The organism is Rhodanobacter sp. C05 (assembly GCF_002001165.1).
Lineage (GTDB): Bacteria > Pseudomonadota > Gammaproteobacteria > Xanthomonadales > Rhodanobacteraceae > Rhodanobacter.
On record NZ_MUNQ01000006.1, the window covers coordinates 110,727 to 130,050 of the forward strand.

Sequence of the window (19,324 nt, forward strand, 5' to 3'; positions counted from 1 at the left end):
AGGCAATCGAGCTGCGCGCTGCAGCGAAATCTGCAGCAAGGCATTGTGGCTGCCCCGGCGAATCCATATGCGTGATGTCCTGTGAGGGCAATCCTTCAGGTTACTGTTCTTTAATGACCTGATTTGCTTGTTGCGTCGACCGGGTGCCTGCAGCAATGGTTTCATCGAGCATTTTCTGCCCTGGGCCGCGCTCATCCGGCGGGAGCAGTGCGATTCCAGCTTCCCCCACTTTTTGCGCCTGTTCTTTCTTGCCCTGAAGCGCAAGCGTCATTGCGAGCGACATCTGCGCGTGCGGATCTAGAGGGTCCATCTTGAGCGCAGCGCGAAGAACCTGTTCGGCGTCGCTTGGATGACCTTGCAGGGCAAGCATGTGGGCAGTGACCAACAAATAGGAGCGGAACATCTGTTTGTTCGTGACGAGCTCCCTGGAGTTCTTGGCTTCATCCAATGCAGCCGCCGCACGCGTGGGGTCGTTCTCGCTGATAGCCAGGATTGCGGCGTTCAACATGCAATTGGCGCATGAAACGTGTTCTGCCAAAAGTCGGGCTATCAATTTGTGTGCGTTGGAATAGTCCTTTGTATTGATATAAGCACTGAGCAAACCGTCCTTGGCTTCGACAGAATCCGGATTTTCGGCGAGCGCCCATTGCCACAGATTCACGTTGTTGGACCATAGCGGCAAGGTCACGCGAATATTGATCACCGAAAACGCAAGCCAGAAAAGGATGGTCGCTGCCAGCAGCGGAAAGCCAAGCTGCTTACGATTCCTAATGGCAGGCATGTGTAGCCGCAAGAGCGGAAGCATGCTACAGATCGCCGCAAGGGCGTTCATCGCATAACGTTCGTGATAAAGGCTGTTGTCGAAATCCACCGAGGCGATATGCAGCACGGGTAGCAGTGCCGCAGTCACGGCGACGATCATGCATCCGATTATCGATGCGCGGCAGAGCGCAAGGTAAAAGCCTGCCGTCACGATGCCGATTGCAGCCGCGTCGATAAGCAGGGATGGCATCGAGGCGATATTGAATTGCTGCACGTCGACCGGGTGGATTGGACTCATTCCTGACATTGGCCAGAGCAAGGTCTTCCAGTAGTGCAGATAGACGAAGCAGACTTCCTGCAATCGCCCGAACAGTGAGACGGAGCTGGCCCCGAATGGGTTGATGATTTCTCCGAGTGCCCAGTGGCGGAAAGCGAGATAAACGATACCAGCGAAGGATGTCGCGATGCATGCGAGCCAGTTCCGGTCGACAAGGTCACGGATGACTGGGCATGAGCCGGCATCTTGCCGACTGGAGAGAAGCGCCCAGTCAAAAATGACCAGCAGCAGTGGAAACGAGATCGCCGATTCCTTGGTGCACGCCGCCAGGAAGAACAGCGTCGCGACAACCGCCGCCCGTGCATGAGCGCCTTGGATGCTTGAGTTGGCGAGCAGCCCAAGCAGCGTAAGCATGGTTACGACAAGGTCGAACTGGCAACCGATCCACGCCACCGGTTCGATCAGCACCGGATGGAGTCCGTAAAGCAGCATTGAAGCGATGAGGAAACAGGACCGCTTCAGTTCACTTGACATGGCTGCGCAGGAGCGCCACGAAAGCAGGCCCACCAGGAGCGTGTTGACCAGGTGCATTCCGAGTGACACGACATGCATCGGTCCTGGCGCGCCGTCGAACAGACGGACTTGCAGCGTGAACAGCGCTACGCCCAGCGGACGGAAGTAATTTGTCCAGTCGTTGAAACCCCTGAGGATGAAGTGCTTCCATTCATCCCCGTGACGCAGCCATGCCCGTTCGTTAAAATCAAACCAATCGTCCCAGACAAAATTGGCATGGATAACTGGCCAATATACGAGAGCCACCACGATAACCACGATGGCTGCAATACCAGTGAAACCGTAATTCAATTTGATGCGCATCTTGCGTCCATGGGGTTTTCATTCGGTGGCGCGTACTTGCCTGAGCCGGCATCTGGTGCATCCCATGCTCTGACTGCTGCGCTCTTCATGAGCCTGTTTCAGAGCCAGCGGGCGCGTTTGAGAGCGACGTAGAGCACGCCGACCACGCCGACTACCAGTGCGATCATGGCCGGATACGCCCACGTTTCATCCAGCTCCGGCATATGATGGAAATTCATGCCGTACCAGCTGGTGATGAGAGTGGGTGCGGCGAGCATGGCGGCCCAGCCGGCGAGTTTCTTCATCACCTCGTTCTGGCCGAAGGTGACCAGCGAGAGGTTGACGTTGATCGCGGCGGTGAGCATTTCGCGCATCGCGCTTATGGATTCGTTGACGCGGAATACGTGATCGTAGACGTCGCGGAAATACGCACGCAACTCGTCCGGGATCAGGTTCGGGTGCAAGCGCACCAGCTGGCTGATGATGTCCTGCAACGGCGCCACCGCGAGGCGCAGCGTCATCAGGTCGCGCTGCATGTCGTACAGACGCTTCACCGTGCTGCGTTTGAACGTCTCGGCGAAGATGTCCTGCTCCAGTCGCTGCAGTTCTTCGCGAAAGTCGCGCACGATCGGCAACAGGTTGTCGACGATGAAATCGAGTACGCCGTACAGCGCGTAGCTGGGGCCAAGTGCCAGCAACGCTGGCGTGTGTTCGCAGGTGCGTCGTGCCGGCGCATAGGAAAGCGAGGCGCCGTGGCGGATGCTGACCAGGTAGCGCGGGCCGAGGAACAGGTGCGTCTCGCCGAAGGCCAGATGACCTTCGATCAGCTGAGCGGTCTGCACCACCAGGAACAGCGAGTCGCCATAGGTTTCCAGCTTGGTGCGCTGGTGAGCGGCATGCGCATCCTCGATCGCCAGGTCGTGCAGACCGAATTCCTGCTGCAGCTTGAGCAGCAGGGCCTCGTCCGGCTCGTGCAAGCCGACCCAGACGAAGGTGTCCGGCTCCTTCAGCACATCGCTGATCGCGTCGAGGCTGATGTCGCCGATGCGGCTGCCGTCGTTCCTGTAGGCGATGCAGTTGACCACCATCGGCTGCTCGGTGGTCGACGGTGCTGGCGCTGGCGGCGTGATCAGGTTCATATACGCATGATGCCCGGCGTCTGGAGACAGGGCAATTGCAGCAGCGCAGATGTTCTTGTGTGAGCGACTTCAGTCGCGATAGCTCTTTCTGCAGAGAGAACACAGGAGCGCCGCGACTGAAGTCGCTCACACAAGCTAAGGATGGTCTGAATAAGTCTTTGTCCGTCATTCCAGCGAACCCCGAACAGGGGGCAAGAGCTGGAATCCATCGTCTTAAGTGCCTTGCAGCGGCACTGGATCCCAGCTCTTGCCCCCTGTTCGGGGTTCGCTGGGATGACGAGTTATTCAGACCATCCCTAGGGAATTTTGCGTGGAATATGGTTACGCCTGCCGCGATTTCAGCCGCTTCAGGATTTCCTCGCGCGCCTCGCGCAGGATCGAGTCGCGGTCGAGGCTGGCGACGATCTCGGCGACAGCGCGTTTGGCACCGGCTTCGCCCCAGGACTTGCCGGCGATCAGGTAGCGTTCGGCGGCGCGGCCGATCAGTACCGTGGCGTACCAGCCAAGTGCGCCTTGCGCGGCAGCGGTGACCACCATCGACAGGCCCGCGCTGACACCCTTCAGCGCTGAGGCGACCAGCTGCATGCCCCAGATCGCGCCCATCAGCGCGGCCAGCTGAGCCGAGATCACCGCCACTAGCCGACCGGACTCGGCGCGGGTCAGCGGCAGTCCGTACACGCGCGACAGCTGCACCACCATCGCCGCATCGAGTCCTGCAGCAGCGAGCAGGTCGGCGACCGGGATCGGATTCAAGGCGACCGCCACGCCCTTGGCGATGCAATAGTGACGGATCAGTTTTGAGGCGACCGCCTGCCGCGTCTGTGCGATGCGCGCGCTGACCTGGTCGGTGAGTCGTCCGGCGTACAGTCCGGCATTGATCGCCGAGAGCGTCTTGCCTTCGCGTGCCGCGATCGCCAGCAGGCGTTCGCGCAAGGCGGCGACATCGGGTGTGCGTGCCTGTTCGTGCACCTGCTCGCGGCCGCGCGCGTCGACCTCGATTACCCGCTGCGCGGCGGGATGTGCGGCCACCGCCAGTACGTCTTCCGTGCGTACCAGCCCACTCATGCGCAGGCGCAGATGTTCCAGCAGGCTGTTCAACTCGGCGCGACCGTAGCGGTCGGCCTTGTTCAGTGCCAGCAGCAGCGGACGCTGGGTGGCGGCGAGTGTCTTCAGCGCGTCGAGCTCCTCGCGGGTGAGGTCGCCGTCGCAGACGAAGATCACCAGGTCGCTGACCTCGGCCACCTCGAACGCGAGTTGCTCACGTGCCTCGCCATCCAGTTCATTGATGCCGGGTGTATCGATCAGCACCAGGCCATCGTGCTGTGCCTCGTCGAGCATCGCGTGCGACGCATCGGTGGTGGTGCCGTGCAATACGCCGACAGCGAACGCCTCACGGCCGAGCAATGCATTGCCCAGTGCCGACTTGCCGGTGGAGACGCGACCGAACACGGCGACGTGAAGCTCGCCGCGTTCGAGCTTGTCCAGCATGTTTTCGATGCGGCCGAAATCGGTGGCCAGCTCGCTGCGTATCGAGGCCGGAATGGTCGGATCATCGAGCAGATTGCGCAGGCTGTCGGCCACCCGCGTCGAATCGGCGGTGGCGCTGCGCGGTGGTGGCGTCGCAATGGGATTGGTGTGCTCAGGCGCAAGCCAGCCACGCAGGCGTTGCCACAGCTTGCCGGCTGCCATCGTGATGCCTGCTTACTTCGGTGCGAGCTGCAGGTGGGCGTTGATCTTCACGTCCGCGCCGATCACCGAGGTATCGGCGTAGTCACCGGTCCCTACGCCGAAGTCGAGTCGCTTCACCGTACCGGCCACATCCAGCGTCGCGCCATTGCCCTGCGGCTTGAACGTCACCACGAGGCTGACCGGTTTGGTCACGCCGCGCAGGGTCAGGTTGCCATCGGCGATTACCTGCGCACCGTTCTGGCGGAAGCCGGTGGTGACGAAGTGTGCCTGCGGGAATTTCGCCACATTGAAGAAGTCCGAACCGGGCAGGGCGCCGTCGCGATCCTTGTCGCCGGTCTTCACGCTGGCCAGGGTCACGTTCACGTCGAATTTCGAGGAAGCGAGTTTCGCGGCGTCGTAGCTGACCGCTGCGGTCCATTGGCCGAACTGGCCATTGAAGGAGGCGCCCTGGAAGCTGCCGCTGAAACCAAGTGTGCTGGCCGCAGGCTGCACGCTGTAGTCCGCTGCTGCGGCTACGCAGGGCAGCGCGAGTGCAAACATCAGGATGGCGAGACGCTTCATCAGGATTCTCCTCGGGGAGTGGAGTCGTTGCGCAGGCGGCCGAATGGGAGCATCCGGCGCAAGACGTTGTCATGGTCGAACACATGATGCTTCAGCGCCGCACCGACGTGCCCCACCAGTACCAGCACCAGCAGCCAGAACAGGTATTCGTGCACGCCATGCGAAAAATGGCGCAAGGCGTCGTTCTTTGCGCCGAGCGCCGGCAGGTTGAACAGCTTGAACCATTGCAGCGGCTTGCCGGTGACGGAGTTGAACCACCAGCCACTGAGCGGGATCGCCAGAATCAGTGCATACAACACACCATGGATCAGACGTGCAGCCAGCAGCTGCCAGCGCGGCGCCGGCTCCTCCGCTGGCCGCCCATCGCGCCAGCGCCACAGCATGCGCAACAGCACCAGCGCGAGCACGGTCAGGCCGATCGATTTGTGCAGGGCCAGCCAGTTGATCTTCTGCATCGGCGAATGCGCCAGGTCCATCAGCAAGCCGAAGATGCCGTTGCCGATGATGGCCAGCGCGATGACCCAGTGGAAGAACTTGGCCACCGAACCCCATTGGTGGTCATTGCTGCGCAGACTCATGGTTGCTCCTTCAGGGATGGGACAGCGTGATCGTCGCGGATCGCTTCAAGCTCCAGCCACACGCTTATCTGGTGTCCGATCGAATCGGAATAGGCGGTTATGCCGAAGGCATCGCGATCCAGCATCGTGGTCGCCGAGAAGCCGGTTACGTCGTGCAGGCCGTAAATCGTTCGTCCGGCGCGGTTGAAGGTGAAAGGAATGCTCACGGATTGTGTCGTCCCCCGTATGCTGAGCTGGCCATGCAGCACGCCGTGAAGGGCATCCTTGCGTTCGACGCTGGTGCTGACGAAATGCGCATGACGATCATGCGTACAGTCGAGCAGGTCTGGCTTGCAAACAGCTTTGTTCCAGTCCGCATCGCCCATGTCCAGGCTGCCCAGGTCGATATCCAGTTCGGTGGCCGCGGTGCTCCAATCAGCTGGATCAAAACGCAGCCAGCCTTTGGCAACATGCAGCCGTCCGAACGGACGCGAATAGCCGTCGTGGCTGATGCTGAAGACGATCTGGCTATGTACCGTATCGTAGCGATAGCTGGCGCTGGCGGCATGCGCTGATCCCAGCGGGAGCAGGATCGCCGCAAGCCACAACAACCAGTTGATTGAACGCGAACGGAGCATGGGGCGAAGTCTGGCCGATCGGCGCCGACGGTGCCAGCGTCCATTCGGGAACGATTGGTTTCCCTGGTCAATCCAATGGCCGAAGCGCGCTTGGCTCGCAGCTGGAGTTTCATGGCTCTGTGAGAGCGACTGAATCTGCTCCCGCAACAGTCCCGCAGGAACGGTCAGAACGTGCGCTGCACCGAGTAGTCGGCCAGCGTGGCGAGCGCGTCGCGATAGACCGAGGCAGGCAGGGCGTCGAGCGCAGACTGGGCCGCTTCGGCATGCATCACGGCCCGTTCGCGGGTCCGCTCCAGCGCACCGGAATCGCGGATCGAGGCAATGATGCGATCGAGCGAGTCGAGGCCGCCGTGCTCGATCGCATGGCGCAGCGACTGCACCTGCTCGGGATTCGCCTTCTCCAGTGCATAGATCAGCGGCAGGGTCGGCTTGCCTTCGGCGAGGTCGTCACCGATGTTCTTGCCCAGGGTGCCGGCATCGCTGACGTAGTCGAGCAGGTCGTCGGCAATCTGGAAGGCATAGCCGAGTTCCATGCCGTAGCGGCGCAGCGCGGCCACCTGGGATTCGGGCAGGCCGCCGAGGATGCCGCCGAGTTCGGTGGCGGCGGCGAACAGCACGGCGGTCTTGCGCTCGATCACCGCCAGGTAGGCCGCTTCGCTCACGTCGGCGTTGCCGATGTTGAGCAACTGCAGCACCTCGCCCTCGGCGATGGTGTTGGTGGTGTCGGCGAGGATGCGCATGATGCGCATGTCGTCGAGTTCCACCATCAGCTGGAACGAGCGCGAATACAGGAAGTCGCCAACCAGCACGCTGGCGGCATTGCCCCACAGCGCGTTGGCGGTCTTGCGGCCGCGGCGCAGGTCGGATTCGTCGACCACGTCGTCGTGCAGCAGGGTGGAGGTGTGGATGAACTCGATGATCGCGGCGAGCTTGGTGTGATGGTCGCCGCGATAGCCGGCGGCGCCGGCGGCCAGCACGTGCAGCATCGGGCGCAGCCGCTTGCCACCGCTGGCGATGATGTGGTCGGCGATCTGGTTGACCAGCACGACATCGGAGGACAGGCGTTGGCGGATCAACGCATCGACGCGCTGCATGTCGGCAGCGGCGAGGTCGCGCACATGGGCGAAGTCGGCGGGGCGTCGGGCGTCGGCTGGCATCGAGTTCATGGAGGCTTCAAGGCGGCGTATCGTCACGATTATAGGGCCCTGCGGCAAATTCCGCCGCGGTTTGCGGCAAGCGTCGGATCAACGGGTGAGCATTTCCCGCGAAAGCCGTTGCCCGGGATCACAGACACCGCATAGCCGGGCGTTCCGGTGGTTGCCTGCAGGGGTTTGCAATAGCCGGTGACTGGCCCAATCATGGTCACCTGCGGTTTCGTGTGACCGTGCCCCGAGTGCCGAGCCGATGGCCCATCAAATCATTGCGCTGATTGCCCAGTACGGCTTGCTCTTGGTGTTCTTCAATGTGCTGGTGGAGCAGGCTGGCGTGCCGGTGCCAGCGGTGCCGACCATGGTCGTGGCCGGTGCACTGAGTGCCAGCGGCAAGCTGCCGCTGGCCGGCGTCATGCTGGCGGTGGTGCTTGCCTGCCTGCTCAGCGATCTGGTCTGGTACTGGGCGGGTCGGCGTTTCGGCGCCGGCGTGATGCGCACGATCTGTCGCATATCGCTGTCACCTGATTCCTGTGTGAAGCAGTCCGAGTTGCGCTTCCAGCGCTGGCGCGGGCGGATCCTGCTGATCGCCAAGTTCGTGCCGGGGTTGTCGACGGTGGCGCCACCGCTGGTCGGTGCGATGGGGTTGCGCACGACCACCTTCGTGTTGCTCGACACGCTGGGATCGCTGCTATGGGCAGGCGTTGCAGTGGGGCTCGGTTATGTCTTTGCCGCGCAGATCGACGACCTGTTGGCCGACTTGGCCAGTGCCGGCACGCTGGCGCTGGAGCTTCTGCTGGCCCTGCTCGTGCTCTATATCGCGGCCAAGTGGTGGCAGCGTCGGCGATTGCTGGTGGCCTTGCGCATGGCCCGGATCACGGTTGACGAGCTGAGCGAATCCATCGCGGATGGGCAGAATCCCGTGGTGGTCGACGTGCGCTCGCAAGCGGCGCGCCTGCTCGACACGCGAATCATCCCCGGTGCCTTGCTGGCTGATCTGGACGGTGTCGACCAGGCACTGCAGGACATCTCGCGGGATCGCGAGCTGGTGATCTATTGCAGTTGCCCCAACGAAGTCTCCGCCGCCAAGGCGGCCAAGCTGCTGATGGCGATCGGCTATCGCAACGTGCGCCCGCTGCTGGGTGGCCTGGATGCGTGGGATGCGGCTGGTTATGTGATCGACCGGCTGCCATCGGACGCAGGTGCGAGTGGCGATGGTCCATTGCACATGACGGCCTGAGGCCGATCCGCACGACTCTTCGGAAAATTTTACGCGTTCTATACGCGTAGTTGCTGCCGCGATACCCCGTTCTTATACGGCACTTTCTACAGTGCGCGTCGCCCTTTCATGGAGTCGACGCCGATGGATTTCGTCTACCTGCTGTTCTTGTTCGTGCTGTGCGCGGCCGTGCTGGGCTTTGCGCTGCTCTGTGATCGGCTGAGTCCGCGCAAGTAGAGCGGTTGCCGCGTCTGCCTTCCCCTTACTGCATGAGTTCCCAGTCATGAATGTCCTGTATGTCCTCGCCGGCCTGATCGCCGTGGCGCTGGCCGGCTACCTGTGTGTGGCCCTGCTCAAGCCGGAGTGGTTCGAATGACCACGAATGATTTCCTGCAGGTCGGTCTGTACCTGGTGGTGTTGCTGCTGCTGGTGAAGCCGGTCGGCAACTATATGGCGCTGGTGTTCGCCGATGTGCCGAACCGGATCACCCGCTTTGGTGGTGGCGTGGAGCGCGTGATCTATCGCCTGTGCGGCATCCGCGACGATGAAGCCATGGGCTGGAAGCGCTATGCGCTGGCCATGCTGCTGTTCAACGTGCTCGGCGTGCTGGTCGTCTACCTGCTGCAGCGCATGCAGCAGTGGTTGCCGCTGAACCCGCAGCACTTCACTGCAGTGTCGCCCGATTCGGCGATGAACACGGCGATCAGCTTTGCCACGAACACCAACTGGCAGGGTTACGCCGGCGAGTCGACGATGAGCTATCTGACCCAGATGCTGGGTCTGGCTGTACAGAACTTCCTCTCCGCGGCAACCGGCATCGCGGTGCTGGTGGCAGTAGTGCGCGGGTTCAGTCGGCGCAGCTCGCTCAGCATCGGCAACTTCTGGGTCGACCTCACCCGCAGCGCGCTCTACGTGCTGCTGCCGCTGTCGCTGCTGATAACAATGCTATTGGTGTCGCAGGGCGTGGTGCAGAACTTCAAGTCCTATGTCGACGTGCCGGTGGTGCAAACCACCAGCTACACCGAGACGGTGAAGGACGCTGCTGGCAACGCAGTGAAGGATGCCGCAGGCCATGAAGTGACCAAAGAAACGCAGGTCACCACACAGACCCTGCCGATGGGCCCGGCCGCGTCGCAGATCGCGATCAAGATGCTCGGCACCAATGGAGGTGGCTTCTTCAACGCCAACTCGGCACATCCTTACGAGAATCCCACGCCGTTCTCCAACTTCATCGAGATGCTGGCGATCTTCCTGATTCCCGGGGGGCTCTGTTACATGTTCGGCATGCAGGTGGGCGACCGACGCCAGGGTTGGGCGATCCTCGCCACGATGCTGCTGATCTTCATCCCGCTGACGATCGGCCTGGTTGCGGCCGAGCAGGCCGGCAATCCGGCGTTGCATGGACTGGCGGTGGATCAGCATGCCTCGGCGCTGCAGGCCGGCGGCAACATGGAAGGCAAGGAGACCCGCTTCGGCATCGCCGCGTCCGGCCTGTTCGCGGCGATTACCACGGCTGCCTCGTGCGGTGCGGTCAATGCGATGCACGATTCGCTGACCCCGCTCGGTGGCCTGGTGCCGATGTGGCTGATCCAGCTGGGCGAGGTGATCTTCGGCGGTGTCGGTTCCGGCCTGTACGGCATGCTCGCGTTCGCGGTGGTGGCGGTGTTCATCGCCGGGCTGATGGTGGGCCGTACACCGGAATACCTCGGCAAGAAGATCGAAGCCTACGAGATGAAGATGGCCAGCCTCGCGGTGCTGCTGCCGTGTGCGCTGGTGGTGATCGGCACGGCTATCGCGGTCATGGTGCCGGCGGGTGTGGCGGGTGTCGCCAATCCCGGCGCGCATGGCTTCAGCGAGATCCTCTACGCGGTCAGCTCGGCTTCCAACAACAACGGCAGTGCGTTCGGCGGCCTCTCGGCGAACACGCCGTTCTGGAACGTGCTGCTCGGCATCTGCATGTTCCTCGCACGTTTCCCGCTCGCCATCGCGATGCTGGCAATGGCCGGCTCGCTCGCTGCCAAGCGCCACGTACCCGAATCCGCCGGCACCTTGCCTACGCATACGCCGCTGTTCATTACGCTGCTGGCCTGCGTGGTGGTCGTGGTAGGCGCGCTGACTTTCCTTCCGGCACTGGCCCTGGGGCCAATCGCCGAATCCCTGATGTCGGGACACTGAATCATGACCGCACAAACCCAAGCAGCGAGTGGCTTCAGCCGCGAGCTGGTTCTCACGGCGATGGCCGATTCGTTCCGCAAGCTGTCGCCCCGGTTGCAGTTCCGCAATCCGGTGATGTTCGTTGTCTTCGTCTGCAGCGTGCTGACCACGTTGCTGTGGGTGCAGGCGCTCGCCGGCCACGGCGAGGCGCCGACCGGCTTCATCTTCTGGGTCAGCCTGTGGCTATGGTTCACCCTGCTGTTTGCGAACTTCGCCGAGGCGCTGGCGGAAGGTCGCGGCAAGGCGCAGGCCAATGCGTTGCGCAGTTCGCGCAAGGATGTGATCGCGAAGAGGCTGGCATCGGCCGATCGCCATGCAGCGATGACCTTCATGCCATCCAGTGAGCTGCGTACCGGCCACCACGTGCTGGTCGAGGCTGGCGAGCAGGTTCCCGGTGACGGTGAAGTGGTGGTCGGTGCAGCCAGCGTGGACGAGAGCGCGATCACCGGCGAATCCGCCCCGGTGATCCGCGAATCCGGCGGCGACCGCAGTGCGGTCACCGGCGGCACCAAGGTGCTGTCGGACTGGCTGGTGGTGCGCATCACCAGCAATCCGGGCGAGAGCTTTCTCGATCGCATGATCGCGATGGTCGAAGGTTCCAAGCGGCGCAAGACGCCGAACGAGATCGCACTGACCATCCTGCTGGCGAAGTTTACCCTGATCTTCCTGCTCGCCTGCGCCACCTTGCTGCCGTATTCGATCTACAGCGTGCAGGTCGCCGGTGCCGGCCATCCGATCACGCTCACGGTGTTGGTCGCGCTGCTGGTGTGCCTGATCCCCACCACGATCGGCGCGCTGCTGTCGGCGATCGGCATTGCCGGCATGGACCGGATGATCCGCGCCAACGTGATTGCCACCTCTGGCCGTGCGGTCGAGGCGGCCGGCGACGTCGATGTGCTGCTGCTCGACAAGACCGGCACCATCACCTTGGGCAACCGCCAGGCGGTGGCGTTCTATCCGGCACCGGGCATTGACGAAAAAATCATGGCCGAGTCCGCGCAGCTGGCCTCGCTGGCCGACGAAACACCGGAAGGTCGCAGCATCGTGGTGCTGGCGAAGGAGAATTTCGGCTTGCGCGAACAGCAGCTTGAGGCGATGCATGCGCAGTTCGTGCCGTTCACCGCACAGACGCGCATGAGCGGCGTCGATTCCGGTACGCGGCAGATCCGCAAGGGCGCCCTGGATGCGGTGGAAAAGCATCTGGAGTCGCAAGGCAGTCATCTGCCGCCATTGGTGAAGCGCATGGCCGAGGACATCGCGCGCCGCGGCGCCACGCCGCTGATCGTTACCGAGGGCGCCCGAGCGCTGGGTGTGATCGAGCTGAAGGATATCGTCAAGGGCGGCATCAAGGAGCGCTTTGCCGAGATGCGCCGGATGGGCATCAAGACCATCATGATCACCGGCGACAACCCGCTCACGGCTGCCGCTATTGCGGCCGAGGCAGGTGTCGATGATTTCCTCGCCGAAGCCACGCCCGAAGCCAAGCTCAAGCTGATCCGCGATATCCAGGCCGAGAACCGGCTGGTGGCGATGTGTGGCGACGGCACCAACGATGCGCCGGCGCTGGCGCAGGCCGACGTGGCCGTGGCGATGAACACCGGCACGCAGGCCGCGAAAGAGGCCGGCAACATGGTCGATCTCGATTCGAATCCGACCAAGCTGATCGAGGTGGTCGAGATCGGCAAGCAGATGCTGATCACCCGTGGCTCGCTGACCACGTTCTCGATTTCCAACGATATCGCCAAGTACTTCGCAATCATTCCAGCCGCGTTCGCGACCACCTATCCGGCGCTCAACACGCTCAACGTGATGCACCTGGCGACGCCGCAGAGCGCGATCCTGTCGGCGGTGATCTTCAATGCGCTGATCATCATCTTCCTGATCCCGCTGGCGCTGAAGGGCGTGAAGTACCGCGCACTCGGCGCCGGTGCGCTGCTGCGCCGCAACCTGCTGGTTTACGGTCTGGGCGGCATCGTGGTGCCGTTCCTCGGCATCAAGTTCATCGACATGTTGCTGGTCGTGTGTGGACTGGCCTGATTTCTTTTTGCTCGTCATTCCGGCGAAGGCCGGAATCGCTTCTCGGCAACCTCGTGCATCACGGAATGTGGGTCGGGGTTCCGCTGGGATGACGGTTTCTCTACATGGAGCTATGTCATGCAAACACTGAAACTTTCGGTATCGCTGCCCGACGACACCCATCCTGATATGGAGCTGCGCCTGTCGGCCAACGACTCCGATTGCGACGTGGTGATCGCGCTGCCACTGCGGTCGCGCAGCGAACCAGCCACGATCGCCATTGCTGCGGCAAGTCCCCATGACGGGACAAGCAGTGCCGAGGACGACTACGTGCTTGGCGGATACGCCGGCATCTGACAGCCGCATCGTGCGGTTTTCATCAACCATCTCAATCGAAGAAAGTCCGGTGTTGCCGGAGTGCAAGGAAAAAACCATGCAGTACAAGAAAACACTGGCCGCCGCTGTTTTGTTGGCGATGATTCCGACGGGGTATGCGATGGCAGCGCCGCAGTCGGCGGTCACCGCATCAGCACCGGCACAAGTACCGCTGGGGAGCAGTCATTGCGACCCCTACAAGAATTTCGACTGCCTCAATGACTACCTGGGAACGAGTTTCTGGGGGCGCCTGACGAACTACTACAAGCTTGAGTGGGGCCAGGCAGTTGCCCCCACGGACCCTAAGGCACCTGCATCGAGGCGAGCAGGTTGGCCGGCGGCCGCGCAGACAACACCTCCGATGCCGTTTACCGAGTGGCCCTACGGTGGAACCACATCACTCGGTGTGACGCGCCCGAATTCGGTCGACAGTCCGTTGATGACCGCACTGGGCAACACCACTTTCGGCGATTGGCTCACTCGGAACAATTTCCAGCTCTATGGCTGGGTCAATGGCGGCGGCAACCTGAGCACGAGTACGACGAAACCCGGTGGCAATGCGCCAGCGGCGTATGCGTATACGCCCAATACATTCGAATTTGACCAGTTCGTGCTGTATCTCGACCGTTTCCCCGACACGGTTCAGACCGACCACGTCGATTGGGGTATGCGCATTTCGGCGTTGTATGGCGAAAACTACCGCTACACCACGGCGTATGGGTTGGCCAGCTACCAATTGCTGAAGGAAAACAAGGTCAATGGCTACGACTTCCCGATGCTGTATGGCGAACTCTACATTCCCTGGGTCGCCGACGGTCTGATGCTGCGTCTCGGACGCTTCATTTCCATACCGGATATCGAAGCGCAGCTCGCGCCAAACAACTACATGTACACGCATTCGATGGCTTACTCGTTCGATAACTATACGAACACCGGCCTGGAAGGCACCGTAGCGCTCAACAAGAACTGGACCGTGCTACTCGGCGTGACGGATGGTACCGAGGCATTTCCGACGCACTTGAATCAGAGGGAGAACAACCCGTATCCGAACGTCCCGGGTACCGGTCCCGGCCAGGTTGGATACAACCCGCTCTATCCGAACGCGACCTTCAAGACGGATCCGGGTGCCATGCCGTCGGTGTCGGCATGCGTTCGCTATCTCAGCGACGATGGCAAGACCGCCATCATGCCGTGCGCGGATGCCATCAATTCGGGAAGATATGGTTACAACAATCTGCAGTGGTATGGCTTCACGCTCTACCATACGTTCGATGAGCATTGGCATGTTTCTTACGAGGCCTATGACCTTTATGAGAACCGCGTTCCCAACGCACTCAATAGCGATGTGCAAACCATCTATGCCAACGGAGGCGCGCCGTTCTCGTCACGATTCATTCCGTACAACGCCCCCGATCTGGCCATCTGCCGCAACGCTACGCAGTTGACGTGCCGAGCCAGCACGCTGGCCACCGTTGCCTATCTCAACTACAGCCCAGATCCCTTGGACAACTTTTCGTTCCGGCCCGAGTACTACTGGGACAAGAATGGCCAACGTACGGGCGTGGCAACTCGTTATGTGAACTTTGCGCTTGGTTGGCAACACTGGTTCTCGCCGCAACTCGAAGTGCGGCCGGAAATCGCTACGTATCATTCTCTGAACGGCGATGCGTTCAACGGAAATTCGAACGCTGGCATTGCTCCGAACAAGTCCCGCGAGACGATTTTTTCGGGTGACATCATCTTTCATTTCTGAGCGGGGTTCCGTTTGCGAAACCGTGCTGATGATCCGTTAGCTCTTTTGATTTCCCAACTTGGTGGTGCTGCCATGAGCAGGTTGATACGTAATGCATTAATGATGTTGCTGCTGATGACGTTGATTACCGGCGTCGCCTATCCACTGGTGGCCACCGGGCTGGCCCAGCTGGTCTTTCCGCAGCAGGCCAACGGCAGCCTGATCGTGAAAGATGGCAAGCCGATCGGTTCCGCGCTGATCGGCCAGTCGTTCACCGATTCGAAGTACTTCTGGGGCCGGCCGTCGGCGACCACGCCGCAGGCGAACAACGGCGTCAATTCCGGTGGCTCCAACCTGGGTCCGACCAACCCGGGGCTGACCGACGCGGTGAAGCAGCGCATCGCGGCGCTGCGTGCCGCGGACCCGGGCAACACTGAGCCGGTGCCGGTGGATCTGGTCACCGCCTCGGCCAGCGGCCTCGATCCGGAGATCAGCCTGGCGGCAGCGCACTACCAGCTGGAGCGGGTCGCGAAGGCGCGCGGGCTCAGCACCTCGCAGGTGCAGACCTTGGTGAACGAATACACCAGCGGGCGCCAGCTCGGTGTGTTCGGCGAGCCGCGGGTCAATGTGCTGCAGCTCAACCTGGCGCTGGATGCACCGCAGACGCACGGCAGCTGATCGCGCTAACGTAGTGCGCCACCACCCGGACACATCAGCGCATGAGTGAACCATCCCGCGAAGCGCGTGCCGATGCCCTGTTGAGCACCGAACACGACGAGCGCACCCATCGGCTGAAGATCTTTCTCGGTGCCGCGCCCGGCGTCGGCAAGACCTACGCGATGCTGTCCGCCGCACGGGAACTGAAGCGGCAAGGCGTGGACGTGGTGGTCGGCGTGGTCGAGACCCACGGCCGTGCCGAAACCGCGGCGTTGCTGGAAGGCATGGAGGTATTGCCGCGTCGTCAGGTGCGTTACAAGTCGTCCGACGGCAGCGAGCGCGATTTCACCGAGTTCGATCTTGACGCGGCGCTGGTGCGCAAGCCGGCGGTGCTGCTGGTTGACGAACTGGCGCACCGCAACCTGCCGGGTGGCCGGCATGAGCGGCGCTGGCAGGACATCGCCGAGCTGCTCGATGCCGGCATCGAGGTGTACACCGCGCTCAACGTGCAGCACCTGGAAAGCCTCAACGACCAGGTGCGGCGCATCACCGGCATCACCGTGCGCGAGACCGTGCCGGACGTCTTCCTCGATCGCGCACGCGATATCGTGCTGGTTGACCTGCCGCCGCGCGAACTGATCGTGCGGCTGAAGCAGGGCAAGGTCTACGTACCGGAGACGGCAGCGGCGGCGCTCAATGCGTTCTTCTCGCCGACCAATCTGGCTGCGTTGCGCGAGCTGGCGGTGGACACCATCGCCGGCCACGTCGACAGCGACTTGCGCGAGCACATGCTGGCGCGCGGCAGCGCGATGACGGTGCGCCGTCGCGTGCTGGCGGCGATCGACGGTCATGCGCAGAGCGAATACCTGGTGCGCGTGGCGCGGCGCATCGCCGAGCGTCGCGGTGCGCCATGGAGCGTCGCTTTTGTCGATACCGGCGCGCGGCTGGATCCCGCACGGCGCGAACGGCGGGATGCGGCGATGCGGCTGGCGCGCCGGCTCGGTGGCGAGACGATCATCTTGCGCGGCCATGCGATCGCCGACGAACTGCTGGCACACGCCGATCGCGAAGGTGTCGGCCAGATCATCCTCGGCCGTACCCGCGAGCGGGTGGTGGCGCGCATGTTGGGCCGCTCGCTGACCCAGTTGCTGCTGCGCCGTGGCGCGCATCTTGAGCTGACGATCATCGCGACGCCGAGCGAGCGGGCGAAGGCGCGCCGTCGCTTGCGCCTGCCCCAGCCGTCCGCGCGCGGTTCGCGCAGCGAATACATCTACGCCACGCTCACCACCCTGGTCGCGTTCGGGCTGGCGTTCATCGCCGACCGTTATCTGTCGGTGGCGAACCTGTCGCTGATCTTCCTCACCGCGGTGCTGGTGGTGGCGGTGCGCACGCGCATGTCGGTAGCCGTCTATACGGCGATCCTGTGTTTCCTCGGCTACAACTACTTTTTCGCACCACCGCGCTACACGCTTGAGATTTCCAGCTTCGACGACGTGCTGGCGGTGACCTTGTTCCTGGTGGCGGCGCTGGTCTGCAGCCGTCTCGCCACGCGGCTGGCCAGCCAGGTGGAGTCCTTGCGCGGCGCGCACGTGCAGGCACGCGCGCTGCTCACCTTGGGCCAGCAACTGACCACCAGCACCGATGCCAGCGGTATCCGCGACGTCGGCAGCAAGGCGCTGGCGCATGCGTTGCGTTGCGATGCGGCGATCCTCGCCCGCGATGCGGAGCAGGTGCTGCGCGTGGCGGCGAGTGTGCCGCCGGAGCGTACGCTGCTGGCCCAGGATCTGGCCGCGGCCGATTGGAGCGACCGCCATGGCGAGCAGGCTGGCCGCTATACCGACACCTTGAACGGTGCGCCATGCTGGGTGCTGCCGCTGGGCAGCGAGAGCCATCCGCTGGGGGCGGTGGCACTGCGCTTTGATCCGGCGATGGGCGAGCCCGATCCGGATCAGCGCAGCCTCGCGCTGGCGATGACGCAGGACATCGGTCAGGCACTGGAACGTGCACGGTTGTCGGATGAACTCGAAGGCGCGCGCGTGCAGGGCGAGACCGAGCGCTTGCGCAACGCACTGCTGTCGTCGGTGTCGCATGACCTGCGTTCACCCCTGGCCTCGATGATCGGCGCCGCCGGCACGTTGATCAGCTATGAACAGAAACTGCCGGTGGAAGAGCGCCACGAATTGCTCGAGGCGATCCTTGTCGAGGGGCAGCGGCTGGATCGCTACATCCAGAACCTGCTAGACATGACCCGGCTCGGTCACGGCACGCTGAAGCTCAACCGCGACTGGACCGACAGCGCGGAGATCGTCGCGGCATCCGTGACGCGGCTGCGCAAGCTGTTTCCCGATCTGCGCGTGGAAACAGTGGCGCCGAGCGAGCCCGTGCTGCTCTACGTGCATCCGGCGCTGATCGAACAGGCGCTGTTCAACATCCTGGAGAACGCCGCACGCTTCTCGCCGCCGGACGAGCCGGTGCGGGTCAGCGTGCACAGCAACGGCGAACGCCTGCTGATCGACGTCAGGGATCGCGGCCCAGGCATACCGGAAGACGAGCGGGCGCTCATCTTCGACATGTTCTACTCGGTATCACGCGGTGATCGGGCGCCGCAGGGCACCGGGCTGGGCCTGGCGATCTGCCGCGGCATGATCGGCGCGCACGGCGGCAGCGTGGAGGCCTTGCCTGGCGATGGCATCGGCACCACCATCCGTATCAGCCTGCCGTTGCCCCCGCCGCCCGACACGAGTCCATGACCTCAGCCGCTCCACGCATCCTGGTGATCGACGACGAGGCGCAGATCCGCCGCTTCCTCGATATCGGCCTGCGTGCAGAAGGTTATGAGGTGCTGCTGGCGGCCAACGCGGCAGATGGGCTGGCGCTGGCGGCCACGCAGTCGCCCGATCTGGTGATCCTCGATATCGGCCTGCCTGATCGCGAAGGCCACGACGTGCTGGCCGAACTGCGCCAGTGGAGCCAGGTGCCGGTGCTGATGTTGTCCGTGCGCGATGCCGAGAACGAGAAGGTGCGCGCGCTCGATCACGGTGCCAACGACTATGTGACCAAGCCGTTCGGCATCCAGGAACTGATGGCGCGCCTGCGCGCCTTGCTGCGCAACCGCCCCGGCGAACCGGAGCTGCCGCCGCGCTATGACGACGGCCATCTGGCGGTCGACATGGCGCGCCGCGAAGTGCATCTGGATGGTGCGCTGCTGTCGCTCACCCGCAAGGAATACGCGGTGCTGGCCCTGCTGCTGCGCCACAGCGGCCGTGTGGTGACCCAGCAGCAGGTATTGCGCGAAGTCTGGGGCGCCACCCATGTGCAGGACACCCACTACCTGCGCATCGTACTCGGCAAGTTGCGACAAAAGCTTGGCGACGATCCCGTCTCGCCGCGCTGGCTGAAGACCGAGCCCGGAGTGGGCTATCGGTTCCTTGGCGGCGGTTGAAGTCGACCGCCTGCAGTCGCGCGCCAGTTCGCCCTGAGTGCCG

At 62.9% G+C, this 19,324-nt stretch carries 16 protein-coding genes; 9 read left to right on the forward strand and 7 right to left on the reverse strand.

The genetic code is table 11. The features are described from left to right. Positions 1-100: 100 nt before the first annotated feature. The 7 genes from B0E51_RS03180 to B0E51_RS03210 form a co-directional block, all read right to left on the reverse strand. Positions 101-1,915, reverse strand: coding sequence for a tetratricopeptide repeat protein (locus B0E51_RS03180; RefSeq protein WP_077443400.1), 1,815 nt, complete (start codon positions 1,913-1,915; stop codon positions 101-103). A 98-nt stretch (positions 1,916-2,013) separates the two neighbouring features. Further along, complete coding sequence (locus tag B0E51_RS03185) at positions 2,014-3,033, reverse strand: magnesium and cobalt transport protein CorA (RefSeq protein ID WP_077443401.1); 1,020 nt, start codon at positions 3,031-3,033, stop codon at positions 2,014-2,016. 321 nt (positions 3,034-3,354) lie between these two features. After that, the gene (locus B0E51_RS03190) at positions 3,355-4,722 is read right to left on the reverse strand and encodes a GTP-binding protein (RefSeq protein ID WP_077443402.1); all 1,368 of its coding nucleotides are present in this window, start codon (positions 4,720-4,722) and stop codon (positions 3,355-3,357) included. A 12-nt stretch (positions 4,723-4,734) separates the two neighbouring features. Next, positions 4,735-5,283 carry a YceI family protein gene (locus B0E51_RS03195; RefSeq protein ID WP_077443403.1) on the reverse strand — a complete coding sequence of 183 codons (549 nt, stop codon included), beginning with the start codon at positions 5,281-5,283 and terminating at the stop codon, positions 4,735-4,737. Beyond that, entirely contained in the window at positions 5,283-5,861 is a 579-nt protein-coding gene (locus tag B0E51_RS03200) for a cytochrome b (RefSeq protein ID WP_077443404.1), read from the reverse strand. Before B0E51_RS03200 ends, B0E51_RS03195 begins: the two co-directional genes overlap by 1 nt. After that, positions 5,858-6,625 carry a YceI family protein gene (locus B0E51_RS03205; protein WP_343124655.1) on the reverse strand — a complete coding sequence of 256 codons (768 nt, stop codon included), beginning with the start codon at positions 6,623-6,625 and terminating at the stop codon, positions 5,858-5,860. The genes B0E51_RS03200 and B0E51_RS03205 overlap by 4 nt, the downstream gene beginning before the upstream one ends. A 17-nt stretch (positions 6,626-6,642) precedes the next feature. After that, on the reverse strand, positions 6,643-7,644 hold the full coding sequence (locus tag B0E51_RS03210) for a polyprenyl synthetase family protein (RefSeq protein WP_077443406.1): 1,002 nt from the start codon (positions 7,642-7,644) through the stop codon (positions 6,643-6,645). 250 nt (positions 7,645-7,894) lie between these two features. Between B0E51_RS03210 and B0E51_RS03215 the strand changes: the two genes are divergently transcribed. From B0E51_RS03215 to B0E51_RS03255, 9 genes are all read left to right on the forward strand, one after another. Then, the gene (locus B0E51_RS03215) at positions 7,895-8,866 is read left to right on the forward strand and encodes a VTT domain-containing protein (protein WP_217333061.1); all 972 of its coding nucleotides are present in this window, start codon (positions 7,895-7,897) and stop codon (positions 8,864-8,866) included. A 262-nt stretch (positions 8,867-9,128) separates the two neighbouring features. Then, positions 9,129-9,221 carry a K(+)-transporting ATPase subunit F gene (gene kdpF, locus B0E51_RS03220; protein WP_077442052.1) on the forward strand — a complete coding sequence of 31 codons (93 nt, stop codon included), beginning with the start codon at positions 9,129-9,131 and terminating at the stop codon, positions 9,219-9,221. Beyond that, on the forward strand, positions 9,218-11,020 hold the full coding sequence (gene kdpA, locus B0E51_RS03225; RefSeq protein ID WP_077443408.1) for a potassium-transporting ATPase subunit KdpA: 1,803 nt from the start codon (positions 9,218-9,220) through the stop codon (positions 11,018-11,020). Before kdpF ends, kdpA begins: the two co-directional genes overlap by 4 nt. Positions 11,021-11,023: 3 nt before the next feature. Beyond that, positions 11,024-13,096, forward strand: a complete 2,073-nt coding sequence (gene kdpB, locus B0E51_RS03230) for a potassium-transporting ATPase subunit KdpB (RefSeq protein WP_077443409.1) — start codon at positions 11,024-11,026, stop codon at positions 13,094-13,096. A gap of 117 nt (positions 13,097-13,213) precedes the next feature. Further along, positions 13,214-13,432, forward strand: coding sequence for a hypothetical protein (locus tag B0E51_RS03235; RefSeq protein ID WP_077443410.1), 219 nt, complete (start codon positions 13,214-13,216; stop codon positions 13,430-13,432). Next, a complete protein-coding gene (locus B0E51_RS03240; protein WP_217333057.1) occupies positions 13,410-15,203 on the forward strand; it encodes an outer membrane beta-barrel protein in 1,794 nt (597 codons plus the stop codon). Before B0E51_RS03235 ends, B0E51_RS03240 begins: the two co-directional genes overlap by 23 nt. Positions 15,204-15,275: 72 nt before the next feature. After that, a complete protein-coding gene (kdpC, locus tag B0E51_RS03245) occupies positions 15,276-15,860 on the forward strand; it encodes a potassium-transporting ATPase subunit KdpC (RefSeq protein WP_077443411.1) in 585 nt (194 codons plus the stop codon). A gap of 41 nt (positions 15,861-15,901) precedes the next feature. After that, positions 15,902-18,589 carry a sensor histidine kinase KdpD gene (locus tag B0E51_RS03250; protein WP_077443412.1) on the forward strand — a complete coding sequence of 896 codons (2,688 nt, stop codon included), beginning with the start codon at positions 15,902-15,904 and terminating at the stop codon, positions 18,587-18,589. Continuing rightward, on the forward strand, positions 18,586-19,281 hold the full coding sequence (locus B0E51_RS03255) for a response regulator transcription factor (RefSeq protein ID WP_077443413.1): 696 nt from the start codon (positions 18,586-18,588) through the stop codon (positions 19,279-19,281). The genes B0E51_RS03250 and B0E51_RS03255 overlap by 4 nt, the downstream gene beginning before the upstream one ends. Positions 19,282-19,324: the final 43 nt, after the last annotated feature.